Genomic DNA, 12,853 nt, shown 5'->3' with positions numbered 1-12,853 from the left:
GCGGCCTTCGCATTCCAAAATATACCCGGAGAGGGACTGGATATGAATATTTCCAGATTTTTTGTCGACCGGCCGGTATTTGCCGGCGTCTTGTCGATCCTGATTGTGGTGGCAGGCCTTCTTGGCATGCGCGCCCTGCCGATTTCGGAATATCCCGAAGTCGTTCCGCCATCCGTCGTCGTGCGCGCCACCTATCCCGGTGCGAACCCGACCGTTATCGCTGAAACCGTCGCGACACCGCTCGAAGAACAGATCAACGGTGTCGAAGACATGCTCTACATGGGCAGCCAGGCGACGTCGGACGGCGTGCTGACGCTCACCGTCACCTTCAAGCTCGGCACCGATCCTGATAAGGCCCAGCAGCTTGTGCAGAACCGCGTCTCGCAGGCCGAACCGCGCCTGCCGGCGGAAGTGCGCGCGCTCGGCATCACCACGGTCAAGAGCTCGCCCGACTTCATCATGGTCGTGAACCTTGTCTCCAAGACCGACGCCTATGACATCACCTATCTGCGCAATTATGCGACGCTGAACGTCAAGGACCGTCTCGCCCGCATCGAAGGCGTGGGTCAGGTGCAGGTCTTCGGCGCGGGTGACTATTCCATGCGCGTCTGGCTCGATCCGCAGAAGGTGGCCGAGCATGATCTCGCCGCCAGCGACGTCTCCGACGCCATCCGCCAGCAGAACGTGCAGGCCGCGGCCGGCGTCATCGGCGCTTCACCAAGCCCGAACGGTGTCGACCTGCAGCTCAACGTCAATGCCCAGGGCCGTCTGACGACGCCGGAAGAATTCGGCAACATCATCGTCAAGAGCGGCGCAAACGGCGAAATCACCCGCCTGCGCGATGTCGCGCGCATCGAACTCGGAGCAGCCGATTACACGCTGCGTTCTCTGCTCGATGGTGAGCCGGCGGTGGCTGTTGCGGTCCTTCAGGCCCCCGGCTCCAACGCCATCGAAATCGCCGACAATGTCCGCGCCACCATGGATAATCTGCAATTGGCGATGCCCGATGGCGTGAAATACGAGATCGTCTACGATACGACGAAATTCGTGCGCTCCTCCATCGAGAAGGTTGTCGATACACTCCTCGAGGCCGTTGGCCTCGTGGTGCTTGTCGTCATCCTCTTCCTGCAGACGTGGCGCGCCTCGATCATTCCGCTGATCGCCGTTCCGGTCTCGATCATCGGCACCTTCGCCGTCATGTATGCCTTCGGCTTCTCCATCAACGCGTTGACGTTGTTCGGCCTTGTGCTCGCCATCGGCATCGTGGTGGATGACGCGATCGTGGTCGTCGAAAACGTCGAGCGAAATATCGAAAACGGGCTCTCACCGCGTGACGCCACCTATAAGGCGATGCGCGAAGTCTCCGGCCCGATCATCGCCATTGCGCTGGTACTGGTCGCCGTCTTCGTGCCGCTCGCCTTCATCTCCGGCCTTTCCGGCCAGTTCTACCGGCAGTTCGCGCTGACGATTGCCATCTCCACCGTCATTTCGGCCATCAACTCGCTGACGCTGTCACCCGCGCTTGCGGCCCTGCTGCTGAAGGAACATGGCGCACCGAAAGACTGGCTCACCCGCTTCATGGACAAGATCCTCGGCTGGTTCTTCCGCGGCTTCAACCGTGCCTTCGGCGCGGCCTCGAACGGCTACGGCAAGACCGTCGGCGGGCTGGTGACGCGCAAGAGCCTCGTCATGATCGTCTACATGGCGCTGGTGGCCGCCACCTATGGCATGTTTACGACAGTTCCGAGCGGCTTCGTGCCGGCGCAGGACAAGCAGTACCTCATCGGTTTCGCGCAGCTTCCTGATGGCGCAACGCTCGACCGTACCGAAAGCGTGATCAAGCGGATGAGCGAGATCGCCATGGAAACGCCCGGTGTCAGCCACGCCATCGCCTTCCCCGGCCTGTCGATCAACGGCTTCACCATCGGTTCCAATTCCGGCATCGTTTTTGCGGTTCTCGACGACTTCGAAAAGCGCAAGACACCGGAACTGTCAGGTGGCGCCATCGCCATGCAGCTGAACCAGAAATATGCCGGCATTCAGGATGCCTTCATCGCCATGTTCCCGCCGCCGCCGGTCAACGGTCTCGGCCAGACAGGCGGCTTCAAGCTGCAGATCGAAGACCGCGCCGGTTACGGCTACCAGACGCTGGACGAAGCGGCGAAGGCCGTCATCGCCAAGGCATATCAGACGCCGGAGCTGGCAGGCATTTTCTCCAGCTACCAGATCAACGTGCCGCAGCTCTTCGCCGATCTCGACCGCGCCAAGGCGGAACAGCTGGGCGTCTCCGTCAGCGACGTCTTCCAGACGCTGCAGATCTATCTCGGCTCGCTCTATGTCAATGACTTCAACGCCTTCGGTCGCACATACAGCGTCCGTGTGCAGGCGGATTCACAGTTCCGCGCCCATGCGGAAGACATTGGCCGCCTGAAGGTTCGCTCGGCAACGGGTCAGATGATCCCGCTGTCGACGCTCCTGAAGGTGAATGCGACGACCGGACCGGAGCGCACCAACCGTTATAACGGCTTCCTTGCGGCCGATATCAACGGCGGACCGGCACCGGGCTTCTCCTCGGGTCAGGCACAGGCCGCGATCGAAAAGATCCTTGCCGAAACCCTGCCCGCGGGCGTCGATTACGAATGGACGGATCTGACCTATCAGCAGATTCTCGCCGGCAATTCCAGCATCGTGGTTTTCCCGCTGGCGCTGCTGCTCGTCTATCTCGTGCTCGCTGCGCAATATGAAAGCCTGACCCTGCCGATCGCGATCATCCTGATCGTCCCGCTCGGCGTGCTCGCAGCCCTCACGGGCGTCTGGCTGACGGGAGGGGATAACAACATCTTTACGCAGATCGGCCTTGTCGTCCTTGTCGGTCTCTCAGCGAAAAACGCGATCCTGATCGTGGAATTCGCCCGGGAACTGGAATTCGAGGGACGAACGCCGCTTCAGGCGGCCATCGAGGCAAGCCGGCTTCGCCTGCGCCCGATCCTGATGACCTCGCTCGCCTTCATCATGGGCGTGGTGCCGCTGGTCGTCTCGACAGGTGCCGGTGCGGAAATGCGCGCCGCCATGGGTGTCGCGGTCTTCTCCGGCATGATCGGCGTGACGTTCTTCGGCATCTTCATGACTCCGGTCTTCTATGTGCTGGTGCGCAAGCTGGCGGGCAACCGTCCGCTCATCCAGCACAAGCAGGAAGAACCGGCCAATTCGGACTACAAGCTCGAAAAGGCCGGCTGATACCGACACCTATCCACCGCAACCTTCGACGCAAGCCCGCCGCGCATCCCGAGATGCGCGGCGTTTTATATGGAAAGATGTGTATGCGCCTCTTCTGAAATTGAATCAGTTTCAAGTGCTTAACGGTAATACAGGCTGCGTTCTGCGCCGCACCACAATTGGCAAAAGTCAATATAGATGTTGGCGACTGCGCGCAGAGGAAGAAACAATGATATTTTATGCTTTGTATTTTGTGTTACTTTCCAAGAACAGGGTGATTCGGACTAAATGATTTAGTTCAGGGGCGACATGATGGAGCAGGATTACGAGAACTGGGCGACGACCGTTGCCTATTCGATAGTGATGCATGAGGGTCTTGATCTCGCGCTTTCCGCGCAAAATCTCGATAGAGGCAAGACCAGAAACAATCGTGAGCGGTTGATGGAAGCCATTCGCACATCCTTGCTGGAAGCGCGCTCACGCAGCCACGTGACAGCGGCGCAACGGGTTTAAGCCGGCCTCCTGAGATTGTTGCGGCAGCTTTCCTGGGCACGCCGCTGCAGGATCAGGCCGGAAGCAGGTCGGTCCGCACCGCGGCTTTCAGCGGCAGATGATCCGAAGCGATACGCGCCAGTGCGCTGTCATGCGCTTCGACCTGCTCGATCAGCCCTTCACGATTGGCGATGATCCGGTCCAGAGCCAGCACCGGCAGGTTGGACGGAAAACTGGGTACGGCTGGCGGCAGAGCGCCGAAAGCATCGCGAAACGTATTGAGTGATGAACCATTGCCGAGGCGCCATTCATTCAGGTCTCCCATGAGAATGGTCGGGCATTCATCCCTCGCTTCAAGAAGGCCGATCAGAGCCTTCGCCTGCTGGGCACGGGAATGCCGCAGCAGCCCGAAGTGAGCGGCAATGACCCGCAGGGTGCCGCCGCGCTTCAGATCCAGTTCGACAACGAGCGCGCCACGCGGCTCAAGCCCGGGCAGCTTCAGGGTATGAACCTCCTTGACCGCGCCCTCCTTGAACAGGACGACATTGCCATGCCACCCATGCGCCTTCACCCCGACCTGCACGGGCACGGGGACAAGGCCGCTTTCCCTTTCCAGCCGGGCGAGATCGAGCAGCCCGGTGCGTTCGCCGAAGCGGCTGTCGGCCTCTTGCAGCGCAATGATATCCGCCCCGATTTCCTGAATCACGCGACTGGTGCGATCAGGATCGAATTTGCGGTCCCGGCCCACGCATTTATGCACGTTGTAGGAGGCGATAACGGGAAAATCATGCGCCTTTTCCGCAGGCTTGGCATTCTGCCGCTGACGGTGATTGCGCAGCGAGTCCATCACAAAGGCCGGCAGGCTGGTATTCCGCGCCAGTACCGCTTTTTCGTTTTCCAGCACGCCGTCTTTTTTCACACGTCATCTCCGCTCAAAGATAGGGCGAGGCCAGCCACAGTACCCGTTCCACAAAACGAACAACGAACGGACGCGCTTTCAGTTCGCTCAGTCTTACAGGTATTGCGGCGTCGCGCGCCGTCGAGATCGTCTGCGTGATGGCCTGTCCGAATGCTTCGTCCATAACCTCCAGATCGATCTCGAAATTCAGACGCAAAGAGCGGGGATCGAGATTGGACGAACCGATGTAGCTCCACCGTCCGTCGATCACCAGCATCTTCGAATGATTGAACGCTCCCGTCGCCCTCCATATCCGGCAATAGTTGCGCAACATCTGATCGAACTGCGCCGTCATCGCCCTGTCGACAAGCACCAGATTATTGCTTTTCGGCACGACGATATCAACGACGACGCCGCGTCGCGCCGCCGTAATCAGCGCCGAAATAAGCTCCCGATCCGGGAGAAAATAGGGCGACATGATGAGAATCGACGACCTTGCGATGGAAAAAGCGCCGGTCAGCATCTTGTGATTGGTCTCGATGCTTTTGTCCGGCCCGGAGGAGCAAACGCGGGCAACGATCTGCGAGCCCGGCACGCCTTCGGGAATGGCGATATCCCAGACCGGCGTATCCAGAAGTTCCTTTGTCGTGAAACGCCAGTCTTCCGCCGCAATGGAGAAAAAATCCGCTACCACCGGTCCGCTGATCTTGAAATGTGTGTCGTGCGATTGTCTTCCCTGGCCGAACTCCTCGGTAAAACCCTCGCGTATGTTCATGCCGCCACTAAAGGCGACACGCCCGTCTACCACGAGAATCTTGCGGTGGGTGCGCAGATTGGCGTAGGGCAGCCGCAGCCCCATGATGACGTTACCGTTGAAGACGTTGGCGACGATGCCCCTTTCCCGCAGCGTCGGCAGGATGCTCGGAACCGAATAACGCGCGCCCACGGCATCTATGAGCACCCTCACCTCCACGCCGCGCTGTTTTGCCCGCTGGAGGGCGGAAACGAAGCGGGCGCCGATCCGGTCATTATCGAAAATATATGTTTCGAGGATGATCGACCGTTTCGCCTGCTCGATCGCTTCAAGCATCGCCGCATAGGCGGCGTCACCCGTGGCGATGGGTTCGATGCTGTTGCCAGTCGTCAGTGCATGGCGGGTCACCCGGTCACCCAGTACCTTCATCGCCGCGAAACGGCGGCCGAACCGCTCGGCTACCAGCTCACCGCCAGCGTCGAAACGGGCCACGCGGTCCATGATCTCGTCCTGCATGAAGGACCGCTGCTGGGTGATGTTGGACCGGCGGATGCGGTTGATGCCGGCAATGGCATAGATGACCGCACCGACGATGGGCGACAGCACGATGACACCGACCCAGCCCAGTGCCGAGCGAACTTCTTCCTTCGTCATGGTGGCGTGCACGGCCGCCACGGTTCCCATCAAAACGGAGAGAACGGCAAGAATATGCGGCCAATAGGCGATGATGAGAGCGAGCATGAATACAACTATAGGGCATCAGGCGGAAAAGTGTAACGCGGTTTTCCGAAAGCCGCCGCCTTAACGAGAAATCGGTGCAGCGATCCCGCAACGAGAGGCGTTCCCTGACGGCGGCAAAACGACCGCTATGTTTTTGCGGGACAGACCCTTGCGGGATTAACGGTGGAAACTGGTCTTGCGATATGTCATGAGAGCGCATCTTGATCTTTGGGCGGGGGCAGCATTGGTGGGCTTTCTGCCGCGTTTGAACGCAAGAAGGCCGTGATGCAGGACAATACCCAAGGCGCCGTCATCGTCATTTCCAGCCATGTCATGCGGGGCTCCGTGGGCAACCGCGCGGCAGTCTTCGCGCTGGAGACACTCGGTTTTCCGGTCTGGGCAGTGCCCACCATCGTCATGCCCTGGCATCCCGGCCACGGACCATCCACCCGCATGCGCTTTCAGGACGAAGACTTCGACAAGGCGATGACCGACCTCGAAAACGCCAAATGGATCGGCGAGGTCAAGGCGGTTCTGACCGGTTATTTCGGCAGCGCCGCGCAGGTGCGTGCCGTCGCAAGGCTGATCCGAAATCTCAAGGAAAAGAACCCGGCGCTGATTTACGCCTGCGATCCTGTCATGGGTGATCTGGGCGGGCTTTATATTCCCCTTGAGACCGCCGAAGCCATCCGCGATCACCTCATTCCGCTTGCCACGGTCGCCACGCCCAACCGATATGAACTCGCCTGGATGAGCGGCGCCGCGCTTGAGACCAACAGCGCCATCATGGATGCAGCGCTTTCCCTCGGCCCGCCAAAAATGCTGGTCACCTCGGCGGTGCCGATGATGACGGGCGGCACCGGCAACCTTTACCTCAGCGGCCGCCACGCGCTGCTCGCCGAACATCGCGCCATTGAAAATGCGCCTAACGGCCTCGGCGACCTGATGTCGGCGCTGTTTCTTGCCCGCCTGCTGGAAGGTCTGGATGACGAAAAGGCGCTGCAGCTCGCAACCGCCAGCGTGTTCGAAATTCTGGCCCGCACAAAAAAACGCGACATGAACGAACTGACGCTGGAGACGGATTCTTCAAGCCTCTCCACACCCATGGCCATGGTGCAGATGCGTCATCTCTTGCATCCTTCGCGCAGCAAGCGCAAATAGCGGCTAGAGCATTTCCGTGAAACGTGGCCCTCGGTCTTCGTCCGGAAATGCGACAAGCAAGGAGTTGGAGCGGTTTCACGGCTCGAAGAAAAGCGAAAATGCTCCAAAGGATTGGTCTTCAACGCACCGAGTTCTTCCCTTGATCTCGGTCCAACCACAACGGTACTGCGATAGATGAAAGATTTTCCGGAAAACCTTCTCAACGGCTATAAGAACTTCATGAGCGGTCGTTATGCCGACGAGCGCGAAAGATACCGCGTTCTGGCCGATACCGGACAGAAACCGCAGACCCTGTTCATTGCCTGTTGTGACTCCCGCTCCGCGCCGGAAACCATTTTCGACTGCGGCCCGGGAGAGCTTTTTGTCGTCCGCAACGTTGCCAACATGGTGCCGCCCTTCGAGCCGGACGGGCAATATCACGCCACCTCGGCGGCCATCGAATATGCGGTTCAGGTGCTGAAGGTGAAGGATATCGTCGTCATGGGCCACGGTCGCTGCGGCGGCATTCAGGCAGCGCTCGATCCCAATCTGGAGCCGCTGTCGCCCGGTGATTTCATTGGCAAATGGATGAACATGGTCAAGTCGGCCGCCTCGCAAATCCAGAGCAACGACGTCATGACCGCCTCTGAGCGGCAGACGGCGCTGGAACGCGTTTCCATCCGCAACTCCATCGCCAATCTGCGCGGCTTCCCCTTCGTCAAGGCACAGGAAACCGCCGGCAAGGTGAAGCTGCACGGCGCATGGTTCGATATTTCGACCGGCGAATTGTGGGTGATGGACGGTAAGACCGGCGACTTCCGCCGCCCGGATCTGTGACTGGCAGGTAATAGCTACAGGCCAAACTCAACGCTCGTCACCCCGGACTGGATCCGGGGTCCAGCGCGATCAAGTCCTTGATCGCCAAAGACTCTTTCACGGCGCGGACGCGCCGTGACTGGATGCCGGATCAAGTCCGGCATAACGGAAGTGGGAATTCGCGCGTGGAAAGCGGCCTTATTGGCCGTCGATCGCCTTGCCGATGAAGGCGATCGCCTGCTGGTAGACACTTGCGGCGTTCCAGCCCTGAATTGCCGCGTAATTCGCCTGCCCCTGCTGGTAGCCTGCACCGCGCTGCCAGCCATGGCCGACGAGGAAGTTTGCGGTGGACGCCAGCGCGTCGGCGCGCGAACCGACGAGATCGATCCGACCGTCGCGGTCGAAATCCACGCCGTAGCGCACGACGTTCAGCGGCAGGAACTGCGTCTGGCCGATTTCACCATGGGCGGCACCCTTGGCGTTGACATTCAGCGAGCCGCTGCCGACGAGTTTCAGAGCCGCATAAAGCTGCTCGGTGAAATAGTCCGAACGGCGGCAGTCAAAAGCAAGCGTTGAAACGGCGGAAAGCGTGTGCTGGTTGCCCATGAAACCGCCAAAGCCTGTTTCCATGCCCCAGATGGCGAGCAGCGGACCAGCCGGCACGCCATAGGCACGCTCGATGGAGGCGAACAGTGCGGCGTTGTTCTTCTTCATGGTCTTGCCGCGCGAAATGATCGTCTGACCGCCGCGCTTCTGCATGAACTGCTCGAAGGACAGCTTGAAGCTGTGCTGACCGCGATCGGCGCGGATCGTCGCCTGGTTGTAGGAGACGCCGGAGAAAGCCCGGTCGAGCACCGAGGCGCTGACGCCGCGACCCGCCGCTTCCTGCTTGAAGGCGCTGACCCAGGCATCGAAGCCCGCCGAAGTGTTGCCGCATTGCGCGGCCATAACCGGCGTCGCTGCCAGAACCGAGACCATGGCCACACCAGCCAGAATTACCTTCATTGCCCGCATCAAAATCTGCCTTCGATATCCTTTGGGGAGTTTTTCCCGAGAACCAAACCGTCAATACTGTATGATTCAGGTGCCAAAACTGTCTTTTGGCGGCCTAAATTGCCTTTCGGCAGCAAGGCCTGCAAATAAACTGGCCGTGATCTCGCCAATTATAAAACCCGCCTGCCCCACACAGAACAGACGGGTTATACTTAACGAACCTTAAAAATTCGTATCTCGGATCAGGCGGCCGCCTTGCGCGGCTTGATGAAGCCACGATTGATCAGCAGTTCGGCGATCTGGACGGCGTTAAGGGCAGCACCCTTGCGCAGGTTGTCAGAAACAACCCACAGGTTGAGACCGTTTTCGACCGTCGCATCTTCGCGGATACGCGAGATGTAGGTCGCGTCTTCGCCAGCGGATTCAACCGGCGTGATGTAACCGCCGTTTTCGCGCTTGTCGATCACGAGGCAACCCGGTGCTTCGCGCAGGATGTCACGGGCCTGATCGGCGGTGATCTCGTTTTCGAACTCGATATTGACCGATTCCGAATGGCCGATGAAGACAGGAACGCGCACGGCCGTGCAGGTCACCTTGATCTTCGGATCAAGCATCTTCTTGGTTTCGGCCAGAACCTTCCATTCTTCCTTGGTGTAGCCGTCTTCCATGAAGACGTCGATGTGCGGAATGACGTTGAAGGCGATGCGCTTGGTGAACTTCTTGGCTTCGACCGGGTCAGCCACGAAAACGGCGCGGGTCTGCTGGAAAAGCTCGTCCATGCCTTCCTTGCCGGCGCCGGACACCGACTGATAGGTGGAGACGACGACGCGCTTGATCTTGGCGAAGTCATGCAGCGGCTTCAGCGCGACAACAAGCTGCGCCGTGGAGCAATTGGGGTTGGCGATGATGTTCTTCTTGGTGAAGCCTGCAACCGCATCGGCGTTGACTTCCGGAACGATCAGCGGAACGTCCTGATCGTAGCGCCATGCGGATGAGTTATCGATGACGACGCAGCCCTGCTGGCCGATCTTCGGCGACCACTTCTTGGAAACATCGCCGCCTGCAGACATCAGGCAGATATCCGTGTCGGAAAAATCGTAGTTCTCGAGGTTCGAGACCTTCAGCGTGCGGTCGCCATAGGAGACTTCCGTGCCCTGCGAACGGGCGGAAGCGAGCGGCACGACTTCATCGGCGGGAAAACCGCGTTCGGCCAGGATATTGAGCATTTCGCGACCGACGTTGCCGGTGGCGCCTGCAATTGCAACTTTGAAACCCATGATCAAGCTCTCTTTCTGTCTCTCCTCTTTTTGGTGAGGTGGGAACCCGCATCATCAGATCGCGGCTTCCTCGATCCCCAGCCAAACCGGGGAGAGAGCGGTGGCCAGAGACGTCAGACGGTTTTAATCGTCGTTTTGGCCGTAATTCGGATAGAATAAGAAAGGCGCGGATCATCGCCGGCGGATTGTGCCGGTCCTTCCATGACGAACATGTCTGCAACATGCATGCGCAAGGTGATGCTCCTTCTTCGCGAGAAGCTATTAGAAGGTTTCTCGGTTCTGTCAAGGAAAAAGGCGCGTCATGCAGCCGCTCGGACCAAAGCACAAATCGCCGCAGCGACATATTCGGGACGTTTAACATTAGACTAAAGTCATAATCCGAAAGCATCGCTCTTATTGGGGTTAATTTTCTGTCACTCTCATGATCCGCGCATTGCAGCCGCAAGGTGAGTCCAGAGGAGAGAGTTGGGCTCCGCAATGCGTCGATTGGGACATCTGTGGAGGACAGACAATGGCAAATGTTGCAGCCGTAAGCGGCGCCGCCCGTCCGATGACGGGTGAAGAGAAGAAGGTGATTTTCGCCTCTTCTCTCGGAACAGTCTTCGAATGGTACGATTTCTATCTCTATGGCTCGCTGGCGATTTACATCGGCGCGAACTTCTTCAGCCAGTATCCGGAAACGACGCGTAACATCTTCGCTCTGCTGGCCTTTGCCGCTGGCTTCCTCGTCCGCCCCTTCGGCGCGCTGGTCTTTGGCCGCCTCGGTGATATCGTCGGCCGCAAATATACCTTCCTCATCACCATCCTCATCATGGGTGTGTCCACCTTCCTCGTCGGCGTGCTGCCCAGCGCATCGCAGATCGGCATCGCCGCTCCGATCATCCTGATCGTCCTGCGCATGCTGCAGGGTCTTGCACTCGGCGGTGAATATGGCGGAGCTGCAACTTACGTGGCCGAACACGCACCGAACGGCCGCAGGGGCTATTACACCTCCTGGATCCAGACGACGGCAACGCTCGGCCTGTTCCTGTCGCTGGTGGTTATCCTCGGTGTGCAGTTCGCGCTCGGCAAGGAAGCTTTCGCTGCCTGGGGCTGGCGCATTCCCTTCCTCGTTTCCGTTCTGCTGCTTGGCGTATCCGTCTGGATCCGTCTGAAGATGAACGAATCCCCCGCCTTCAAGAAGATGAAGGAAGAGGGCAAGACGTCGAAGGCGCCGCTCAGCGAAGCCTTCGGCCAGTGGAAGAACGCCAAGATCGCGCTCATCGCGCTTGTCGGTGCCGTCATCGGCCAGGCCGTTGTCTGGTACACGGGCCAGTTCTACGCCCTTTTCTTCCTGCAGAGCATTCTGAAGGTCGACGGACAGTCGGCCAACATCATGGTGGCGGCAGCGCTCATTCTTGGCACCAGCTTCTTCGTTATCTTCGGCTGGCTTTCAGACAAGATCGGCCGCAAGCCGATCATCATGGCCGGCCTCATCCTTGCCATGCTGACCTACTTCCCGCTGTTCAAGGCACTGACCTGGGCAGGCAACCCGGCGCTTGCACAGGCACAGGCGAGCGTTCGCGCCACCGTGACCGCAGCCCCTGGCGACTGCAAGTTCCAGTTCAACCCGACGGGCACGGCGAAGTTCACCACGTCCTGCGATATCGCCACCTCGTTCCTGACACGCAACTCGGTGCCTTACGACGTGGTTGCGGGCGCAGCCGGCCAGCCGGCCACCGTGAAGATCGGCGACGCCACCATTACCAGCTACGACGCCGTCGCCGCCGGCGCGGACGCGGCAGCCAAGGACAAGGCGTTCCAGAAGCAGGTCAACACGGCGCTCCACGATGGCGGTTACCCGCTGGTGCGTGGCGCGGCACAGGTGCCGGACGCGAAACTGGACGCCTTCATTGCCGCAAACCCGGAACTGAACCTCAATGCAGACGCCGTTCGCGCTGCCGACAAGAAGATGGTTGCGACCGACAAGCTGGTGGCTGACAAGCTGCTGACCCCGGCCGAAACCGGTGGTGCAGCCGAAATGGCCGTTTACACCGTGGCCGGCGGCGGCGCCTTCTCCATGGTGGCCGATCCGGCTGCCGTGAACTGGGTTGTCATCATCGCGGTTCTCACCGTCCTCGTGATCTACGTGACGATGGTCTATGGCCCGATCGCAGCTTTGCTGGTCGAACTGTTCCCGACCCGCATCCGCTACTCCGGCATGTCGCTGCCATACCACATCGGCAACGGCTGGTTCGGCGGCCTTCTGCCCGCCACCGCCTTCGCCATGAGCGCGGCCAAGGGGGACATCTATTATGGCCTCTGGTATCCGATCATCTTTGCAGGCATCACGCTAGTCATCGGCATGCTGTTCCTGCCGGAAACCAAGGATCGTGATATCCACGCCATGGATTGAGTGGCAGTCGATGAAACGCAGCAATCACCCGGCGCTTCGGCGCCGGGTTTTTTGTTGCCGCCGTACCGCCATCGCCGAAAATGGGCTTTTCCAGCCTGTCAATCCGCCGCAGGTAGAAAAACAGCAAGAACAAGACAAAAACACTCGAAATG

Annotated in this window: 9 protein-coding genes; 5 read left to right on the top strand and 4 right to left on the bottom strand. The window is 59.5% G+C overall.

The window, feature by feature from the left end; translation table 11 throughout:
- The first annotated feature begins 42 nt into the window (after positions 1-42).
- Positions 43-3,237: an efflux RND transporter permease subunit gene (locus BLU28_RS18795; protein ID WP_022556841.1), complete on the top strand. Its 3,195-nt coding sequence runs from the start codon at positions 43-45 to the stop codon at positions 3,235-3,237.
- A gap of 288 nt (positions 3,238-3,525) precedes the next feature.
- Positions 3,526-3,729 carry a hypothetical protein gene (locus BLU28_RS18790; RefSeq protein WP_004443472.1) on the top strand — a complete coding sequence of 68 codons (204 nt, stop codon included), beginning with the start codon at positions 3,526-3,528 and terminating at the stop codon, positions 3,727-3,729.
- Positions 3,730-3,781: 52 nt separating this feature from the next.
- Here the strand turns inward: BLU28_RS18790 and BLU28_RS18785 are convergent, their stop codons facing one another.
- Both BLU28_RS18785 and BLU28_RS18780 read right to left on the bottom strand, forming a co-directional pair.
- Complete coding sequence (locus BLU28_RS18785; RefSeq protein WP_004443473.1) at positions 3,782-4,627, bottom strand: endonuclease/exonuclease/phosphatase family protein; 846 nt, start codon at positions 4,625-4,627, stop codon at positions 3,782-3,784.
- A 13-nt stretch (positions 4,628-4,640) separates the two neighbouring features.
- Positions 4,641-6,101 (bottom strand): phospholipase D-like domain-containing protein, encoded by a 1,461-nt coding sequence (locus tag BLU28_RS18780; protein WP_004443474.1) that lies wholly within the window; start codon positions 6,099-6,101, stop codon positions 4,641-4,643.
- A gap of 264 nt (positions 6,102-6,365) precedes the next feature.
- Between BLU28_RS18780 and pdxY the strand changes: the two genes are divergently transcribed.
- Both pdxY and BLU28_RS18770 read left to right on the top strand, forming a co-directional pair.
- The gene (gene pdxY, locus BLU28_RS18775; RefSeq protein ID WP_004443475.1) at positions 6,366-7,241 is read left to right on the top strand and encodes a pyridoxal kinase PdxY; all 876 of its coding nucleotides are present in this window, start codon (positions 6,366-6,368) and stop codon (positions 7,239-7,241) included.
- A 174-nt stretch (positions 7,242-7,415) separates the two neighbouring features.
- Complete coding sequence (locus BLU28_RS18770) at positions 7,416-8,057, top strand: carbonic anhydrase (protein WP_004443476.1); 642 nt, start codon at positions 7,416-7,418, stop codon at positions 8,055-8,057.
- 177 nt (positions 8,058-8,234) lie between these two features.
- Here the strand turns inward: BLU28_RS18770 and BLU28_RS18765 are convergent, their stop codons facing one another.
- Positions 8,235-9,050 (bottom strand): lytic murein transglycosylase, encoded by an 816-nt coding sequence (locus tag BLU28_RS18765; RefSeq protein WP_004443477.1) that lies wholly within the window; start codon positions 9,048-9,050, stop codon positions 8,235-8,237.
- A gap of 221 nt (positions 9,051-9,271) precedes the next feature.
- Complete coding sequence (locus BLU28_RS18760) at positions 9,272-10,306, bottom strand: aspartate-semialdehyde dehydrogenase (protein WP_003522626.1); 1,035 nt, start codon at positions 10,304-10,306, stop codon at positions 9,272-9,274.
- Between the two features lie 511 nt (positions 10,307-10,817).
- Here BLU28_RS18760 and BLU28_RS18750 point away from each other — a divergent pair.
- Positions 10,818-12,701, top strand: coding sequence for an MFS transporter (locus BLU28_RS18750; RefSeq protein WP_004443480.1), 1,884 nt, complete (start codon positions 10,818-10,820; stop codon positions 12,699-12,701).
- Positions 12,702-12,853 lie beyond the last annotated feature (152 nt).

Source organism: Agrobacterium pusense, assembly GCF_900102105.1.
Classification (GTDB): domain Bacteria; phylum Pseudomonadota; class Alphaproteobacteria; order Rhizobiales; family Rhizobiaceae; genus Agrobacterium; species Agrobacterium pusense.
This window is presented reverse-complemented; position numbering and strand designations above follow the sequence as displayed.

Coding starts and splice junctions, on each gene's coding strand:
- BLU28_RS18795 (WP_022556841.1), top strand. CDS start 43: ATGAATATTTCCAGATTTTTTGTCGACCGGCCGGTATTTGCCGGCGTC.
- BLU28_RS18790 (WP_004443472.1), top strand. CDS start 3,526: ATGATGGAGCAGGATTACGAGAACTGGGCGACGACCGTTGCCTATTCG.
- BLU28_RS18780 (WP_004443474.1), bottom strand. CDS start 6,101: ATGCTCGCTCTCATCATCGCCTATTGGCCGCATATTCTTGCCGTTCTC.
- pdxY (WP_004443475.1), top strand. CDS start 6,366: ATGCAGGACAATACCCAAGGCGCCGTCATCGTCATTTCCAGCCATGTC.
- BLU28_RS18770 (WP_004443476.1), top strand. CDS start 7,416: ATGAAAGATTTTCCGGAAAACCTTCTCAACGGCTATAAGAACTTCATG.
- BLU28_RS18765 (WP_004443477.1), bottom strand. CDS start 9,050: ATGCGGGCAATGAAGGTAATTCTGGCTGGTGTGGCCATGGTCTCGGTT.
- BLU28_RS18760 (WP_003522626.1), bottom strand. CDS start 10,306: ATGGGTTTCAAAGTTGCAATTGCAGGCGCCACCGGCAACGTCGGTCGC.
- BLU28_RS18750 (WP_004443480.1), top strand. CDS start 10,818: ATGGCAAATGTTGCAGCCGTAAGCGGCGCCGCCCGTCCGATGACGGGT.